The sequence below is a fragment of the Streptomyces sp. NPDC059443 genome, from assembly GCF_042750105.1.
GTDB lineage: Bacteria > Actinomycetota > Actinomycetes > Streptomycetales > Streptomycetaceae > Streptomyces.
This window is the reverse complement of record NZ_JBHYVM010000024.1, coordinates 16,101-31,717: the sequence shown is the minus strand read 5'-3', so window position 1 is coordinate 31,717 and position 15,617 is coordinate 16,101. Positions and strand designations below refer to the sequence as shown.

The window sequence follows — 15,617 nt, the reverse complement described above, 5'->3', positions numbered from 1 at the left end:
TTCGCCGCCGTCTGGCCTGATGTGACCTATCGCGGGACTTTCTCCCCTGGGGCGGCTTCGGCTTGGGGGAGGATGGTGGAGCAATGAACCACTTCGCCGCCGACTCCGACATCTCCGGCCGCGCCGACCTCGACGTCGTGCTGCGCCGGTTCTACACGGCCGCCTTCGCCGACCCGGGGATCGGGCCGTTCTTCACCGAGATCGCCGGCACCGACCTCGACGTGCACCTGCCCCGGATCACCGACTTCTGGGAGCGGGCCCTGTTCCGCAGCGCCGACTACCGGCGCAACGCCTTCGCCCCGCACGCCGGCCTCCACTCGGCCCGCGAGCTGACCGCCGCGGACTTCGGCCGCTGGGTGCAGCTGTGGCGCGCCACGATCGACGGACTGCACGACGGCCCGAACGCGGAGCGCGCCAAGGCGATGGGCGAGCGGATCGCGCTGACCATGCACAAGCGGCTGAACGGCGCCGAGGCCCCCCTGGAGAGCGCGGACGGGCTCGGCTTCGTCCCGCTGGCCGCCCTGGAGCTGGGTCTGACCCCCGCCTGACGGTCGCCCGGCACCCGAAGGCACCCACCCTGACCTGCGATTTCAGGGAATCTCAAAAAAGATTCGCGGGGAGCGATGAGTTTCCCCGAGGTCTCCGGTCTACCTCTCGAAAGCAACGGAAACACCCTGAGAGAAGAGAGACCGCGATGTCCTCCACCATGATCTTCGTCAACCTGCCGGTCAAGGACCTGGAGGCCACCAAGACCTTCTGGAGCAAGCTCGGTTACGGCTTCAACGCCCAGTTCACCGACGAGAACTGCGCCTCGATGCCCATCACCGACTCGATCGTGGCCATGTTCCTGACCGAGGCCCGGTACAAGGACTTCACCCACAAGGCCATCGTGGACGCGACCACGACCTCCGAGGTGCTGCTGTGTCTGAGCGCCGAGAGCCGCACCGCGGTCGACGAGCTGGTGGACGGCGCCCTGGGGGCCGGGGCCACCGAGCCCCGCCCGGCCCAGGACCACGGGGTCATGTACGGCCGGGCCTTCGACGACCTCGACGGTCACACCTGGGAGATCATGTGGATGGACCCGTCGATGATCCAGGCCTGAGCCCCACCGGCCCCACCAGCCCCACCAGTCTCACAAGCCTCACGCCGAGGTCGCGGCGGTCCGCACCGGGTAGGTCCGGACCGCCACCTCCTCGTCGTCCAGGCAGCGCCCCGACTCCAGGTCGAAGCGCTGCTTGAGCAGCGGGGAGGCCACGAAGGCCCGGCCGGCCGCCGAGCCGACCAGCCCGCGCGAGAGCACGTACGCCCCGGTGAAGGGGTCCCGGTTGCCGATCGCGTACGGGCGCCCCTTGCGGTCGACGAACACCGCGGCCTGGCTTCCGTCCGGCAGCAGGGCCGCGACCCCGCGCCCGGGGACCAGGGCGGACAGCTCGCACACCGTCAGCCAGCCCTCGTCCACCTGCAGTTCGACGGTCATCGGGTGCCTCCTACGGGCTCCAGGGTGAGGATCGCCAGGTCGGGCTTGACCTGGTCGCGCTCGGGGACGAACTTCACGGTCGGGTCGGGGGCGCCGGGCGCGTTGACGAAGGAGACGAACCGGCGCAGCCGCTCCGGGTCCTCCAGCGTCTCGGCCCACTCGTCGCGGTAGTGCGCCACGTGGTCCGCCATCAGCGACTCCAGCTCCGCGCACAGCCCCAGCGAGTCCTTCACGACCACGTCCCGCAGGTGGTCCAGGCCGCCCTCCAGCCGCTCCAGCCAGGTGGAGGTGCGCTCCAGCCGGTCGGCGGTGCGGATGTAGAACATCAGGAACCGGTCGATGAGCCGGACCAGTTCGGCGTCCGACAGGTCCTGGGCCAGCAGATCGGCGTGGCGCGGGGTGGCTCCGCCGTTGCCGCCGACGTAGAGGTTCCAGCCGTTCGCCGTGGCGATGACCCCGAAGTCCTTGCTCTGCGCCTCCGCGCACTCGCGGGCGCAGCCGGAGACCGCCGACTTCAGCTTGTGCGGGGCGCGCAGCCCCCGGTAGCGCAGCTCCAGGTCGATGGCCATGCGCACGGAGTCCTGGACCCCGTAGCGGCACCAGGTCTGGCCCACGCAGGACTTCACCGTCCGCAGGGCCTTCCCGTACGCGTGCCCGGATTCGAATCCGGCTTCGACGAGCCGGGCCCAGATGCGGGGGAGCTGGTCCACGCTGGCGCCGAAGAGGTCGATGCGCTGACCGCCGGTGATCTTCGTGTAGAGGCCGAAGTCGCGGGCCACCTCGCCGATCACGATGAGCTTGTCCGGGGTGATCTCGCCGCCGGGGATGCGCGGGACGACCGAGTACGAGCCGTTGCGCTGCATGTTCGCGAGGAAGTGGTCGTTGGTGTCCTGGAGGGCGGCCTGCCCCCGGTCCAGGACGTAGCCGCTGGCGCCCAGGGTGGGGGCGAGCGAGGCGATGATCGAGCCGAAGGCCGGCTTGCAGACCTCGCAGCCCTCGCCGCCGCGGGCGCCCTCGCGGCCGTGGCTGTCGAGGAGCTGCTCGTACGAGGTCACGCGCAGGGTCCGGACGATCTCGTAGAGCTCGGCACGGGTGAAGGGGAAGCAGCCGCACAGCCCCTTGTCGGCGGCGGCCGGCAGCAGCTGGCCGATCACCTTGAGGCAACTGCCGCAGCCGGTGCCCGCCTTGGTGCACTTCTTCACCTCGGGCAGGGTGGTGTACGCGGTGATGGCCTTCTTGGTGACGTTGTGGCAGGAGCAGATCACCGCGTGGTCGGGGAGCGAGGCCGGGCCGAGCGCCACGGGCGCGCCCGCCCCGGCGGGCAGCACCAACTGCTCGGGGGCCACGGGTGGCACGGAGCCGGTGAGCGGGCGCAGCAGGCCGTAGGAGTCGGCGTCGCCGACCAGGACCCCGCCGAGCAGGACGCCTTCGGCGGAGACGACCACCTTCTTGTAGACGCCGGAGCGGGAGTCGGAGTAGACGACGTCGAGGCTGCCCTCGGTCGCGCCGTGCGCGTCGCCGAAGGAGGCCACGTCCACGCCGAGCAGCTTGAGCTTGGTGGAGAGGTCGGCCCCGGTGAACTCCTTCTCCCGGCCCAGCAGGTCCTCGGCGGCCGTCTCGGCCATCTCGTAGCCGGGGGCGACCAGTCCGTAGACGCGGCCGTCGGCGGCCAGCGCGCACTCGCCGATGGCGTAGATCTGCGGGTCCGAGGTGCGGCAGTGGGCATCGACCGCGATGCCGCCGCGCTCGCCGACGCCCAGGCCCGCGTCGCGGGCGAGCTGGTCGCGGGGGCGGACGCCCGCGGAGAAGACGACCAGGTCGGTGGCGACCGTGGATCCGTCGGACAGCTTCATGCCGCTGACCGAGCCGTCCTCGCCCGTCACCACCTCCTGGGTGCCGACGCCCGTGTGGACGGTGAGTCCCATGTTCTCGATGGTGCGCAGCAGCGCCGCGCCGCCGCCCTCGTCGACCTGTACGGGCATCAGCCGGGGCGCGAACTCCACGACACGGGTGGCCAGTCCGAGCCCCTTGAGCGCGCCGGCGGCCTCCAGTCCGAGCAGGCCGCCGCCGACCACGGCGCCGGTGGTCCGGGTCTTGGCGTACTCCTCGATCGCGAGGAGGTCCTCGATCGTGCGGTACACGAAACAGCCCGGGGCGTCCTTGCCGGGGACGGGCGGCACGAAGGGGTAGCTGCCGGTCGCGAGCACGAGCACGTCGTACGGGAACACCCGCCCCGAGCGGGAGGTGACGGTGCGGGCGTCCCGGTCGATGGTCTCGGCGGGGTCGTCGAGGTGCAGGGCGATCCCGTGTTCCGCCATGAACCCGGCCGGGGTCATCGACAGCTCCTCCGGGGTGCTGCCGGAGAAGTACGAGGTCAGGTGCACCCGGTCGTAGGCGGGCCGGGGCTCCTCGCAGAGCACGGTGATCCGGTGCGTGGCGGTGGCGCCGCGCTCGGCGAGTGCCTCCAGGTAGCGCTGGCCGACCATGCCGTGGCCGATGAGCACGATGGCGGGGGTGGGCGTGGGCGTGGCTGCGGCCATGATCAGGAGCCTCCGTCGTCGGTGAGCAGGTGGAACAGGTCGGTCAAGGACTCGCTGTCCTCCCAGCTGCGGGCGAGGGCGCCCACGCTGGAGAGTTCGCCGAGCAGGACCCCGCCGACGAGGCGGTCGCCGCGGACGACGACCTTGCGGTAGGTGCGGCGGGTGGCGTCGGTGAGCCGGACCACGTCGTCGCCGGGGAGCGGGGTGGTCTCGCCGAAGGCGGCGAGATCGAGGGGGTGGTCGCCGCCGGCGGTGAGGGTGAGGCGGGTCAGCGCGCGGGTTCCGCCGTAGGCGGGTTGCGTGGTGATGCCCTGTCCGGTGCCGAGGAGCACGCCCGCGAGGGCGTCGGCCTGCTCCAGGGCGGGGCCGGCCAGGCCGTAGACGCGGCCCGCGTGCTCGGCGCAGTCGCCGATGGCGTGGATGCGGGCGTCGCTGGTGCGGAGCTCGTCGTCGACGAGGATGCCGGTGCCGACGTCGAGACCGGCGGCTTGGGCGAGGCCCGTGCGGGGGCGGACGCCGCAGGCGAGGACGACGAGGTCGGCGTCTAGGCGGTAGCCGTCGGCGAGCTCTACGCCGGTGACCCTGCGGGGGGTTCCGGGCTCTGCCCGGACCCTCCCCCAGCTACCGCCGGGGGTGCCCCCTGCCTCAAACGCCGGCGGGGCTGGATTTTGGCTGGTGTCAGCCGTCGACAGGCCACGCACTCGGCATTCCGTGTGGATCTCCACGCCCAGGCCGGTCAGGTGCGTCCGCAGCAGCGCGGACGCCTCCGCGTCGAGCTGGCGTTCCATCAGGCGCTCGCCCTGCTGGGCCAGGACCACCTGGGCGCCGCGTTCGGCCAGGGCGCGGGCCGCCGAGACGCCGAGGAGGCCGCCGCCGATCACCACCGCGCGCACGCCGGGACGTACGGCCGCGGACAGGGCCAGGCAGTCGTCCATGGTGCGGAACGCGTGGACCCCCTGGGGGAGTTCCCGCCCTTCCGGTTCGAACAGGCCGCGCAGGGCGGGGAGCACCGGGTTCGAGCCCGTGGCCAGGACCAGGGTGGAGTACGGCTCGACCGTTCCGTCGTCGCAGTGCACCACCTGCTCCGCCCGGTCGATCCGGACCGCCCGCACCCCTCGGCGCAGCGCCGGGCCGGGGGCCGGGAGCGCGATCACTTCCGGTGCGTACCGGCCCGCCAGGACCTCCGCCAGCAGCACCCGGTTGTAGGGGGAGTGACTTTCCTCCCCGAGGACGGTCACTCCCGCGCCGAGCCGCGCGGCGACCCGCAGGCCCGCGAGCCCGCCGCCGATCACCACCACACGCTGCTGTTCCGAGGTCATGACACGAGCGTGCGCGGCCGCTGTTTCCCCGCCGCATCGTCGTTGTTACCCGCACGGAACGCCGACCTCAGCGTCCGGGTTAAGGGCCCGTGAGGCGTTCCTCAAGGCCGCCTTAAGGATCACCGGGAGGGCCGGAGAGCCGCCCGGAGCGCCCTTAGCGTGGCCCGTATGCGAGATGCGGCGGCACGGGTCAAGGGCGGGATGCTCGGCGGGGCGGGGGCCGTGACCCTGCTGTGGGCCGCGCAGGTGCACCCCTCGGCCCGGCTCGACGCCCTGTTCGCGACCGCCGCCCACCTGTCCGGCCTGCTCGCCGGGTACGGGGTCCTCGTGCTGCTGTTCCTGATGGCCCGGGTCCCCGCCGTCGAGCACGGGGTCGGCGCCGACCGGCTCGCCCGCTGGCACGCGCTGGGCGGCCGCCACGTCCTCCTGCTCTGCTTCGGGCACGGGCTCCTCGCCCTGTGCGGGTACACCGTCCACGAGGGGATCGACGTCCTCTCCGCCGTCCGGGGCCTGCTCGGCTACCCGGCCCTGGCCGCCGCGGCTGCCGGGGCCGTCCTGCTGGCCGCCGTCGGCGTCACCTCCGCCCGCTCCGTACGCCGCCGCGTCCCGCACGAAACCTGGCGCGGGGTGCACCTGCTGGTCTACCTGGCCGCCGCCCTCGCCTTCGGGCACCAGCTCGCCGGGCCCGACCTGGCCCTCGTCGCCTGGTTCTGGGCCCTCGCCCACACCGTCGTCGCCGTCCTGCTCGTCTGGTACCGCGCGGTGGTCCCCGTACGCCAGGCCCTGCGGCACGCACTGCGCGTCGCCGAGGTCCGCGTCGAGGGGCCCGGGGTGGTCTCCGTCGTCGTCTACGGGGAGCACCTCGCGGAACTGCGCGCCGAGCCGGGGCAGTTCCTGCGCTGGCGGTTCCTCCAGCGGCGGCTGTGGCACACCGCGCTGCCGTTCTCGCTGTCGGCGCCGGTCCGCGGGGACACCCTGCGCATCACCGTGAAGGCCCTCGGCGGCCACTCCCGCCGGATCCGCCGGCTGCGCCCCGGCACCCGGGTCATCGCCACCGGCCCCTTCGGGGCGCTCACCGCCGCCCGGCGGACCCGGCCCAAGGTGCTGCTGATCGCCGGCGGGGTCGGGATCACCCCGATGCGGGCCCTGTTCGAGACGCTGCCCGGCGGGCCCGGGGACATCACCCTGCTCTACCGGGCCGGGGCCGAGGAGCAGCTCGTCCTGCGCTCCGAGCTGGAGGCCATCGCCGCCGACCGGCGGGCCGGGCTGCACTACCTGCTGGGGCGTTCGGACGAAGCCTACGATCCGCTGGCTCCGCGGGCGTTGCTCGCGCTGGTCCCGGATCTGGCGGAGCACGACGTGTACCTGTGCGGGCCGCCGGGGATGGCGGACGCCACCCAGGCCGCGTTGCTGCGGGCCGGGGTGCCGGCGGGGCGGATCCACTCCGAGTGCTTCAGCCTCTGAGCCGCCGCTTCAGATCCGGATCCCGCTTCCGATCCTGCTTCCGAGAGGTCGCCGCACCATGCGTCACCCGTTGCACGTCGCCCTGCCCGTGTCCGTTGCCGCTGCGCGGGGCTTGTCCCCTACCCGCCCTTCGCCCGTTCCCCGGGGCTCCGCCCCGGACCCCGGTCCTCAAACGCCGGACGGGCTGAAAGGGTCCCCGGGCTCCGCCCCGGACCCCGGTCCTCAATCGCCGGACGGGCTGAAAGCACGGCACCGTCGGCCCCGTAGTCCGCTGGCCTCCGTATCGCCCGCTCGGCGACTGGCGGCCGGGCTCGGGGTGGCCAGTGTGGTGGCCGCGAGCTTGCTGACGGTGGTGGTGGATCCGGCGGCTCCGGTTGCCCCGGACCGGGCGCCTGCCAGGCAAAGCTCAACCTTTGCGCAAGTTTCCGGGGATTGATGGCCAGTGCACCCAACGGCTCCATAGGGTCGGGGCCGTGCCTGACATATCGACAACCATGATCATCGTCCTGTGCGCGGCCGCCGCGGCGGCCGGCTGGATCGACGCGGTCGTGGGCGGTGGCGGCCTGCTGCTCCTGCCCGCCCTGCTGCTCGGTCTGCCGAGCGCCCACCCCGCCACCGTCCTCGGCACCAACAAGGCCGTGGCCATCGTCGGCACCTCGGGCGCGGCCGTCACCTATCTGCGCAGCACCAAAGTGGACGTGAAGCTCGCCGTCCGCATCGGGCTGGCCGCCCTCATGGGCTCGATGGGCGGAGCCGCCCTGGCCGGCGGGATCAGCAAGGACGCGCTGCGCCCGCTGATCATGGCCGTCCTGGTGGTGGTCGCGGGCTTCGTGGTCTTCCGCCCCGCCTTCGGCACCGCCCCCGGCGCCACCCCGGTCAGTCGTCAGCGCGTGCTGCTGGCCATCGCCCTGGCCGGTCTGGGCATCGGGTTCTACGACGGACTCATCGGCCCCGGCACCGGCACCTTCCTGGTGCTGGCCCTGACCGCGCTCCTCCACCTCGACCTGGTCACCGCCTCCGCCACCGCGAAGATCGTCAACGTGTGTACCAACGCCGGGGCGCTCGCGATGTTCGCCTATCAGGGCATGGTCCTGTGGCAGCTGGCCGCGCTGATGGCGGTGTTCAACCTCGCCGGTGCCATGGTCGGCGCCCGGATGGCGCTGAAGAACGGGAGCGGATTCGTCCGCGGGGTCCTGCTGACGGTGGTCGGGGCCCTGGTCGTCAAGTTGGGTCTCGAACAATGGGGCTGACCTGGGCGTAAGGCCGTAAGGTTCCGCTCGTGTCCCACCTTGAGATATCCGACCTGATCACCGTCACCGACCCGCTCAGCGGGGCACGGCTGCCGGTGCGCCGGGGCGACGTGGTCCGCCGGCTCCAGGAGGCGGGGGACCCGCGCGGGGCCCGGATCGCCGCCGGGCTGCCGGCCGGCCCCGACGACGTGCTCGACCCGCTCGCCGTCGACCGCCTGATGATCGGCGTCCACACGGAGATGCAGCGGCTCAGCGAGGAACTGCGCATCGGCGAACGGCTCGTCCAGGTGCTCGGGCCGTTGTTCGAGGCCATCCGCGAGGTCGCCGGCCGCCGCGGTCGGTTCCGGCTCGTCGACATCGGCTCCGGGCTCGGCTACCTCGTCCGCTGGCTCGCGGCCACCGGCGCCCTGGGGCCGAACGTCGAACTGATCGGCGTCGACCTCGACGCCGCGCTGGTCGCCGAGGCCGACCGGCTGGCCCGCGCCGAGGGGCTCGACTGCCGGTTCGTCCACGGCAACGCCTTCGACCTCCCGGAGGTGGCCACCGTCTACGTCTCCACCGGGGTGCTGCACCACTTCCGCGGCCCGGCGCTCGCGGACTTCTTCGAGGCGCAGGCCGACTCGCAGGCGCTCGCCTTCTGCCACTTCGACATCGCGGCCACCAAGCTGGCACCCGTCGGAGCCTGGATGTTCCACCGCGCCCGGATGCGCCATCCGCTCGGCCGCCACGACGGAGTCGTCTCCGCCCTGCGCGCCCACTCGGACGACACCCTGCTGCGCGCCGCGACCGTACCGGGCATCCGGCCGCTGCTCTACGAACCCCGGGGCCTGTCCAACCCCTTCTGCACCACCCTGCGCCCTGTCATCGGCATCCGGCCGTACCTGGAGGACCCGCTGCGGCAGGCCCTCGGCAGCGCCTCCCGCCGGCTCGTGGGCGCGGAGCGGCTGAGCCCGGTCGGGGCCGCGCGGTGAACCCGGTCCTGCCGCTCGTCGCCCTCGGCCTCGTCGACGCGGCGTTCAGCGGTTTCCGCGCTTTCGCCGGCCGCGACGCCCGGATCCGCAAGCACCGCGCCGTCGCCCGCGCGGCGCTGCGCGGCCTGGCGGTCGGCGCCGTCCTGCTGCTGGCCCCCGCGCTCACGGCCGGGGCCGTGCTGCTGGCCGCCGAGGATCCGGACCGGGCGTACGGGACCCTGGCCGACGGCGGTGCCGGCTTCCTCGTCCCGCTCGGGGTCTACGCGGCCGCCGTCGCGTTCTCGCTCTTCGCCTACTTGGCCCTGCCCTTCCGGGCCGGCACCCTCGCCGTGGTCGTCGGGCTCGGCCCGCTGACCCTGGCACGGCCGCTGTGCGTGGCCGTCGCCTGCGCCGGAGCGCTCGTCGCCGGGGGCGGCTGGAGCTCGCTCCTGGTGGGCGCCGTCGCGAGCGCGGCCGTCCTGTGCGTGGAGCCGCTCGTCCACCGCCGCTGGTACGCGCGGCCGTACGGGTACGACGCCTGACGCGGTACTAGTACGTGCCCGTGAGGTGGGCGAAGACGACCACGTTGCCCTGGTAGCCGGTGCGCGGGGAGAAGCCGCCGCCGCAGGTGATGACGCGGAGCTCGGCGCGCGGCGAAGGCCCGTACACGCGCGCGTCGGGAAAGGCCTTGGCGTCGTAGACCTCCACCGCGTGGACGGTGAACACGGCCGTACGCCCATCGGCGCGGGCCACCTCGATCAGGGCCCCGCGGCGCAGCGCGCCGAGGCGGTAGAAGACCGCCGGGCCGGCGGCGTCGTCCACGTGTCCCGCGACGACCGCGGTGCCCGTGGCCCCCGGGGTGGTCCCGTCGCGGTACCAGCCGGCCAGGTCCCGGCGGGCGGGCGGCGGCACTTCGAGGCTGCCGTCGGGCCGCAGGCCGAGCCCCGTGAGCGGGGCGTCCACCCGGATGGACGGGATCCGGATCCGGGTGGGCGGGGAACCGGGGAGCGCGGAGATGGACCCGGGGTACTGCGCCTGGGCGCTCAGCGCCTCGCCGGGGGAGGGCAGCGGGGGCCGGACCTGCTCGGCGGAGCCGCTGCCGACGAGCCAGGCGCCGATACAGGCGGCGAGCGCGAGGAGCCCGCCGCGGCGGGCTCGGCCTGCTTCCATACGGGCCCCTAGGTCGTCTCTTTCGCCGTCGGCGCCTCGGTGACTGTCCGTCGCCCGACCCCGCGAACGGGGGGGACCTCGCGGGGCGGGCGACGGGGGGCGGTACCGGTCGGACCGCGGCCGGAGCCGCGGTGGGCGTCCGTCAGCTCTGCGTGCCGCTCGCCCGGCGACGCAGGAGCCAGATACCGCCGACGGCGGTGGCGGCCAGCACTGCCGCTCCCGCCGTGATCTTGGCGGGGTCGGTGGTGGTGGTCGTGCCACCGCCCACCCCGGTACGGACGTGGCCCTGCGGGCCGCGGTCGTGTTCGGTGACGACCAGGTCGCCGGTGGCGAACTTGCCGTTCGCGCAGGTGGCGCCGATGCCGTAGGTGCCCGGGTGGACGGAGTGGCCGATCTGGAACTGCCCCGTGACCACCTCCTTGTGGGTCCCCGGGGTCAGCTTGAAGCGGCCGCCGCCGACGGTGGAGGCATCGCCCTCGGCGTGGCTGCCGGGGCCGCAGGCGCTGGTGTTCACCGTGATGGTGGTGCCGGGGGAAGCGGACTTGGGCCACACCTCCAGCGGGGCGAAGTCCCCGGGCGCGAAGGCCGCCATCCCCAGGTCCGCGGCGGCGACCGCGCCCGCCACCGGGCCGGCGAACGCGAGAGCGGTCAGCGCGGTGGCGGTGAGCACGTGGGCGGTGCGTCGGCGCATGGCGGGTCTCCTGTGGACACGGGGTCGTGTTCCCGAGGTAACCGTCGGTGGCGGCCGGGCGCCTGCTGATGCCTTGTCAGATTCGCCGCAGGCCGTCTTCCGGCGAGCCGTTTGCGCAGCTCAACGCCTGCGAGGCGGCCATCCGTGTACCTCCGCGCCATCCGTGTACCTCCGCGCCGTCCGGGTGACCGAGGTCTGCCCGGATCGCCCCCTCGGCGGAGTTCTACGCCGGGGGCAGGGTGACCGTGGCCGAGGCGCCCGTGGGGGTGGTGTTCGCGAGGGTGACCCGGGCTCCGATGACCTGGGCCTGGCCCAGGGCGATGGTCAGGCCGAGCCCCGTGCCCCGGCCGCGCTCGGCGGCGCCCGTCTGGAACCGCTGGGGCCCGTCGCGGAGCAGGTGCTCGGGGAAGCCCGGGCCCCGGTCGAGGACCGTCACCGTGTTCCCCGCCACCGTCACGGTGATCGAGGACCCGCCGTGCCGGTGGGCGTTGACCAGCAGGTTCGTCAGGATGCGTTCCAGCCGCCGGACGTCCGTGCGCACGTGGCTCCCGCCGTCCGCGCCCCGCACCACCGCCGCCACCCCCGAACGCCGGGTGATCGACTCCACCAGCGGCCCCAGCGGGTGGATGTCCAGCTGGGCCTCCTCCCGGTCCGCGTCCAGCCGGGCCACCTCCAGGAGGTCCTCCGTCAGCGTCCGCAGCGCCGCGACCCGGTCGCGCACCAGCTCCGTGGGCCGTCCCGGAGGCAGCAGTTCGGCGGCCGTGTGCAGTCCGGTCAGAGGGGTCCGCAGCTCGTGCGCCACGTCGGCGGTGAACTGCTGCTCCGCCACCAGCCGCCGCTGCAGGCTCGCCGCCATCGTGTCCACGGCCGAGGACAGCTCCGCCACCTCGTTGCGCGTCCCGGGCACCCCCGAGGGCCCGATCCGTGCGTCCAGTTCGCCCGCGCTGATCCGCCGGGCCGTCTCGGCCGCCGACCGCAGGTCCTTGCTGAGCCGGCTCGCGAGCAGCGATCCACCGAACGCCGCGAGGGTGACCACCGCGGCTCCGGAGGCCGCCAACTGCTGGTCGAGATCGCGCAGTTCCTGCTGGTCCGCGGCGAGTGACTGGCGTACGGAGAGCACTTGGTCGCCGCCGACCGGCCGGGCGGCCCATACGGCCGGGTGGGGTCCGTCCAGGTCGAGGTAGGTGGTGCGCTCCCCGGCGAGGGCCGCCCGGCGCAGTGGCTCGGGGAGCCCGGGGCAGTCGATCCGGGCGTCGGCCTCGCCGACCTTGTCGAAGTCCAGCTCGCCCGTGAGCTCGTAGACCTGCCGTACGCGCACCAGTTGTGCGGTGGCGCTCTGCCGGGCGGCCTCGGCGACCTGGCGGGCGCGGGCCTCGTGGATCAGGATGCCGATGGTGACGGCGACGAGCGCGCAGCCGACGGCGAGCAGCGCGGAGATCTTCCAGCGCAGGCCGAGGGCGAAGACGAGCCGGCGGCAGCGGATCAGGGCCGGCCTCACCGCGGGTCACTCCCCTTCCCGGTGCCGGAGGCGGGCGGCCGCTGCGTCGGGCACTCACCGGGGTCGGCGGTGGGGTTGCCGAAGCGCTTCTCGTCGCTGACCACGACCATCCGTACGCCGTCCCAGTGATAGCGGACGACGTGCGCGGAACCGTCGTCGTCCGTGGTGCGGACCAGCAGGTCGGTGCCCACGGTCTCGGGGCTCAGCCGGCGTCCGCTGGTGCGCAGGATCGGCAGGATCTTCCCGTCGACCTCGGTGTACACGGCGAGTATCGAGCGGCCGGTCTCGGTGTCCACGGCGACGATCAGCTCGGGCTTCCCGTTCCCGGTCAGGTCGTTGAACCGGGGCGGCCGGAGTCCGGGGCGGCCGGGGGTGGCGATGTCCTTCTTGTCGGCGAAGGACTTCATCGGCCGGTCCGCTTTCAGGACGGCCCGCACGTCGATCTTCTCGATCCCCTCCGGACCCACCGTGGGCGCGCCGTCGAGCGGCGTCGGCGGGGGTGCCTGGCTGGACACGGCCGCGCCGCCCGCCTTCGGGGATTCCCCGGTCCACATCGGCCACAGCGGCTTCGCCTGCGGCTGGGCCGAGACCGGCGGCGCGGGCTCGCCCCGGCCGAGGCCGCCCGGTGCGGCGCAGCCGCCGAGGCCGGCGCAGAGCAGGGCGGCGGCGAGGCTGCGGCGGGTCAGTCGAGACATGGGGGGCCAGAACCGTGAGGGGGAGGGGAGGGAGGAGACTGACGGTAGACGGCGCCGGTCACGGGCGCCGGGAGGTTGTGTAACAGCGGTGCGTACGGGGGCCTCCGGCGGGACAAGTCGGGACTTTCGGCCCGTCGGGCACGTGCCGGACTGTCCAGTGTGAGCCGAGGGAGGGCTGTATGGCATCGGTCGACCGGCCGGAGGACCAGGGCGAAAGGATGAGCCCGGAGGAGCTGCCCTTCTTCGTCTACGGGACCCTGCGGCCCGGCGAGGTCAACCACGACCTCTTCCTGCGCGGCCGCACGGCCGCCGAGGAGCCCGCCCGCCTCCCGGACGCGGCGCTGTACGAGGGCCCCGGCTACCCGTACGCCGTCGACCGCCCCGGCTCCGCCATAGCCGGGGAGCTGATCACCCCGGATCCGCGGGCGTACGGGGAACTCCTGGCCGCGCTGGACCTGCTGGAGGAGTACAAGGGCCCGGGGAGCCCCGGCAACGTCTACGACCGCTTCGCCCGCGAGGCCCTGCGCCCCGACGGCACCAGGGTCCGCGCCTGGGTCTACCTGGCGGCCCCGCCCCTGGCCCGCCGGCTGGCGGACTCCGGTACGGAGATCCCCGGCGGCGACTGGCTGCGCCGCCGCTAGGCCGTCTCTACAGGCCTTCCGCGCCCCGGTTGCGCAGCCGCTGGCCGTACTGCTGGAGGACCCACAGCTCCTCCTGGACCGCCGCCAGCTGCTCCGGCGAGCCCTGGTGGCCGAGGCGGGCCATCGTGCCCTGGATCTCGTGCACCCGGCGGTCCACGGCGCGCAGCCGGACCGTGACCAGCTGCTCGCCGGCGTAGATCTCGTCCACCGTCTTGCGCATGATGACCTCGACCGCGAGCTCGGTGACCATCGCGCGGACGGTGTCGTTCGGTGCGGCCTTGCGGACCAGGGCCAGGTAGTCGTCACCCGCCGACGAAGCGCCGCCGGCGTCCTGGATGGCCTGGCGGACCGCCGCGTACGGCGGGGCCGTGAACTCGTCGATCCCGTAGGCGTCGAAGGCCGGGGAGACCAGAGCCGGTCGCTGGAGTGCCAGCTTGAGCAGTTCCCGCTCGGTGCGGGCGGCCGGGCTGCGTAGGTTCAGCGCGGGGCCCGCAGGTGCGGCGGCGGGCGCGGGGATGTCCTCGTACGCGCGGCCGGACGGGCCGCCCCGGCCCTGCTGGGGCTGATTGCCGCGCTCCCGGGCCCAACGGTCGAGCTGGGCGATCCGCTTGACCACGAACTGCTCGTCCCGCATGCCCAGCATGCCCGCCAGCTGGACCGCCGACTCGTGCTGGATCCCGACGTTCTTGATCTTCTTGATGATCGGGGCGGCCTCGTCCAGCGCGGCCGACCGCCCCGCCGGGTTCTCCAGGTTGTGCCGGGCCACGATGTGCTTGAGCGCGAACTCGAACAGCGGGGTCCGGGCCTCGACCAGCGCGGCCACGGCCGCGTCGCCCTGCGCGAGGCGCAGGTCGCAGGGGTCCATGCCGCCCGGGGCGATGGTGATGGAGGTCTCGGCGGCGAACTTCTGGTCGTCCTCGAACGCGCGCAGCGCGGCCTTCTGCCCGGCGGCGTCCCCGTCGAAGGTGAAGATCACCTCGGCGGTCGCGTTGTCCATCAGCAGGCGGCGCAGGATCTTGATGTGGTCCCCGCCGAAGGCCGTGCCACAGGTGGCGATCGCGGTCGTGACCCCGGCCAGGTGGCAGGCCATCACGTCGGTGTAGCCCTCGACCACGACGGCCCGGGAGGTCTTCGCGATCTCCTTCTTGGCCAGGTCGATGCCGTAGAGCACCTGGGACTTCTTGTAGATCGAGGTCTCGGGCGTGTTCAGGTACTTGGGGCCGTTGTCGTCCTCGCGCAGCTTGCGCGCGCCGAAGCCGACCACCTCGCCGCTGATGTCGCGGATGGGCCACATCAGGCGCCCGCGGAAGCGGTCGATGGGCTTTCCGCTGCGGCTGTCCTGGGCCAGGCCGGAGGTGATCAGTTCCTTGTCGGTGAAGCCCTTGCCGCGCAGGAAGCGGGTCAGGTGGTCCCAGCCGGCGGGGCTGTAGCCCACGCTGAAGTGCGCGGCCGCGGCCTGGTCGAAGCCGCGCTCGGCCAGGAACTTGCGGCCGATCTCCGCCTCGGCGCTGCCCAGCTGCTCCATGTAGAAGAGGGCGGCGGCCTTGTGCGCCTCGACCAGCCGGATGCGCTCCCCGCGGCCGCTGGTGCCGGCGGTGTAGCCGCCCTCCTCGTACCGCAGGGTGATCCCGGCCAGGCCGGCCAGGCGCTCGACCGCTTCCGAGAAGGAGAGGTGGTCGATCTTCATGACGAAGTCGAGGGTGTCCCCGCCCGCCTGGCAGCCGAAGCAGTGGTAGAAGCCCTTGCTGGGGCTGACCTGGAAGGACGGGGACTTCTCGTCGTGGAACGGGCAGAGGCCCTTGAGGTTGCCGCCGCCGGCGTTGCGCAGCTGGAGGTACTCGGAGACCACGGCGTCGATGGGGACCGCGTCCCGTACCGCCTTCACGTCGTCGTCGTTGATCCGTCCTGCCACGCGGCAAGTC

15 protein-coding genes are annotated in these 15,617 nt (G+C 73.5%); 7 read left to right on the top strand and 8 right to left on the bottom strand.

Features of this window, described 5'->3' with window-relative positions; translation table 11 throughout:
- The first annotated feature begins 83 nt into the window (after nucleotides 1-83).
- Together ACFXDJ_RS22760 and ACFXDJ_RS22755 are read left to right on the top strand one after the other, a co-directional pair.
- On the top strand, nucleotides 84-548 hold the full coding sequence (locus ACFXDJ_RS22760; RefSeq protein ID WP_384663243.1) for a group III truncated hemoglobin: 465 nt from the start codon (nucleotides 84-86) through the stop codon (nucleotides 546-548).
- Nucleotides 549-694: 146 nt separating this feature from the next.
- A complete protein-coding gene (locus tag ACFXDJ_RS22755) occupies nucleotides 695-1,102 on the top strand; it encodes a VOC family protein (RefSeq protein WP_384663241.1) in 408 nt (135 codons plus the stop codon).
- Between the two features lie 39 nt (nucleotides 1,103-1,141).
- Here the strand turns inward: ACFXDJ_RS22755 and nirD are convergent, their stop codons facing one another.
- The 3 genes from nirD to ACFXDJ_RS22740 are packed head-to-tail and all read right to left on the bottom strand — an operon-like array spanning nucleotide 1,142 to nucleotide 5,336.
- Entirely contained in the window at nucleotides 1,142-1,477 is a 336-nt protein-coding gene (gene nirD / locus ACFXDJ_RS22750; protein WP_384663239.1) for a nitrite reductase small subunit NirD, read from the bottom strand.
- Nucleotides 1,474-4,017 carry a nitrite reductase large subunit NirB gene (nirB, locus tag ACFXDJ_RS22745; RefSeq protein WP_384850121.1) on the bottom strand — a complete coding sequence of 848 codons (2,544 nt, stop codon included), beginning with the start codon at nucleotides 4,015-4,017 and terminating at the stop codon, nucleotides 1,474-1,476. Before nirB ends, nirD begins: the two co-directional genes overlap by 4 nt.
- Nucleotides 4,018-4,019: 2 nt before the next feature.
- Nucleotides 4,020-5,336, bottom strand: a complete 1,317-nt coding sequence (locus ACFXDJ_RS22740; RefSeq protein WP_384850118.1) for an NAD(P)/FAD-dependent oxidoreductase — start codon at nucleotides 5,334-5,336, stop codon at nucleotides 4,020-4,022.
- 168 nt (nucleotides 5,337-5,504) lie between these two features.
- Between ACFXDJ_RS22740 and ACFXDJ_RS22735 the strand changes: the two genes are divergently transcribed.
- The 4 genes from ACFXDJ_RS22735 to ACFXDJ_RS22720 all read left to right on the top strand — a co-directional run bounded on the left by ACFXDJ_RS22735 (nucleotide 5,505) and on the right by ACFXDJ_RS22720 (nucleotide 9,542).
- Complete coding sequence (locus ACFXDJ_RS22735; RefSeq protein ID WP_384658444.1) at nucleotides 5,505-6,800, top strand: ferric reductase-like transmembrane domain-containing protein; 1,296 nt, start codon at nucleotides 5,505-5,507, stop codon at nucleotides 6,798-6,800.
- Nucleotides 6,801-7,273: 473 nt separating this feature from the next.
- Nucleotides 7,274-8,050 (top strand): sulfite exporter TauE/SafE family protein, encoded by a 777-nt coding sequence (locus ACFXDJ_RS22730; RefSeq protein WP_384658446.1) that lies wholly within the window; start codon nucleotides 7,274-7,276, stop codon nucleotides 8,048-8,050.
- 29 nt (nucleotides 8,051-8,079) lie between these two features.
- Entirely contained in the window at nucleotides 8,080-9,021 is a 942-nt protein-coding gene (locus ACFXDJ_RS22725) for a class I SAM-dependent methyltransferase (protein ID WP_384658448.1), read from the top strand.
- On the top strand, nucleotides 9,018-9,542 hold the full coding sequence (locus ACFXDJ_RS22720) for a hypothetical protein (RefSeq protein WP_384850115.1): 525 nt from the start codon (nucleotides 9,018-9,020) through the stop codon (nucleotides 9,540-9,542). Before ACFXDJ_RS22725 ends, ACFXDJ_RS22720 begins: the two co-directional genes overlap by 4 nt.
- 7 nt (nucleotides 9,543-9,549) lie before the next feature.
- Here ACFXDJ_RS22720 and ACFXDJ_RS22715 read toward each other — a convergent pair whose 3' ends face one another.
- The 4 genes from ACFXDJ_RS22715 to ACFXDJ_RS22700 all read right to left on the bottom strand — a co-directional run bounded on the left by ACFXDJ_RS22715 (nucleotide 9,550) and on the right by ACFXDJ_RS22700 (nucleotide 13,054).
- Nucleotides 9,550-10,170, bottom strand: a complete 621-nt coding sequence (locus ACFXDJ_RS22715) for a class F sortase (RefSeq protein WP_384850112.1) — start codon at nucleotides 10,168-10,170, stop codon at nucleotides 9,550-9,552.
- Nucleotides 10,171-10,312: 142 nt separating this feature from the next.
- Nucleotides 10,313-10,861, bottom strand: a complete 549-nt coding sequence (locus ACFXDJ_RS22710) for a hypothetical protein (protein ID WP_384656090.1) — start codon at nucleotides 10,859-10,861, stop codon at nucleotides 10,313-10,315.
- A 223-nt stretch (nucleotides 10,862-11,084) separates the two neighbouring features.
- Nucleotides 11,085-12,359, bottom strand: a complete 1,275-nt coding sequence (locus ACFXDJ_RS22705) for an ATP-binding protein (protein WP_384656093.1) — start codon at nucleotides 12,357-12,359, stop codon at nucleotides 11,085-11,087.
- Entirely contained in the window at nucleotides 12,356-13,054 is a 699-nt protein-coding gene (locus ACFXDJ_RS22700; RefSeq protein ID WP_384850109.1) for a hypothetical protein, read from the bottom strand. Before ACFXDJ_RS22700 ends, ACFXDJ_RS22705 begins: the two co-directional genes overlap by 4 nt.
- A gap of 179 nt (nucleotides 13,055-13,233) precedes the next feature.
- Between ACFXDJ_RS22700 and ACFXDJ_RS22695 the strand changes: the two genes are divergently transcribed.
- A complete protein-coding gene (locus tag ACFXDJ_RS22695) occupies nucleotides 13,234-13,695 on the top strand; it encodes a gamma-glutamylcyclotransferase family protein (protein WP_384850106.1) in 462 nt (153 codons plus the stop codon).
- Nucleotides 13,696-13,702: 7 nt separating this feature from the next.
- On the opposite strand, the gene dnaG is transcribed toward ACFXDJ_RS22695, so the two are convergent.
- A complete protein-coding gene (gene dnaG, locus ACFXDJ_RS22690) occupies nucleotides 13,703-15,607 on the bottom strand; it encodes a DNA primase (protein WP_384656101.1) in 1,905 nt (634 codons plus the stop codon).
- Nucleotides 15,608-15,617 lie beyond the last annotated feature (10 nt).

Excerpts from the sequence above, each read along its gene's own strand:
- nirD (WP_384663239.1), bottom strand. The coding sequence starts at position 1,477 with ATGACCGTCGAACTGCAGGTGGACGAGGGCTGGCTGACGGTGTGCGAG.
- ACFXDJ_RS22755 (WP_384663241.1), top strand. The coding sequence starts at position 695 with ATGTCCTCCACCATGATCTTCGTCAACCTGCCGGTCAAGGACCTGGAG.
- nirB (WP_384850121.1), bottom strand. The coding sequence starts at position 4,017 with ATGGCCGCAGCCACGCCCACGCCCACCCCCGCCATCGTGCTCATCGGC.
- ACFXDJ_RS22735 (WP_384658444.1), top strand. The coding sequence starts at position 5,505 with ATGCGAGATGCGGCGGCACGGGTCAAGGGCGGGATGCTCGGCGGGGCG.
- ACFXDJ_RS22700 (WP_384850109.1), bottom strand. The coding sequence starts at position 13,054 with ATGTCTCGACTGACCCGCCGCAGCCTCGCCGCCGCCCTGCTCTGCGCC.
- ACFXDJ_RS22760 (WP_384663243.1), top strand. The coding sequence starts at position 84 with ATGAACCACTTCGCCGCCGACTCCGACATCTCCGGCCGCGCCGACCTC.
- ACFXDJ_RS22715 (WP_384850112.1), bottom strand. The coding sequence starts at position 10,170 with ATGGAAGCAGGCCGAGCCCGCCGCGGCGGGCTCCTCGCGCTCGCCGCC.
- ACFXDJ_RS22710 (WP_384656090.1), bottom strand. The coding sequence starts at position 10,861 with ATGCGCCGACGCACCGCCCACGTGCTCACCGCCACCGCGCTGACCGCT.
- ACFXDJ_RS22740 (WP_384850118.1), bottom strand. The coding sequence starts at position 5,336 with ATGACCTCGGAACAGCAGCGTGTGGTGGTGATCGGCGGCGGGCTCGCG.
- ACFXDJ_RS22695 (WP_384850106.1), top strand. The coding sequence starts at position 13,234 with ATGGCATCGGTCGACCGGCCGGAGGACCAGGGCGAAAGGATGAGCCCG.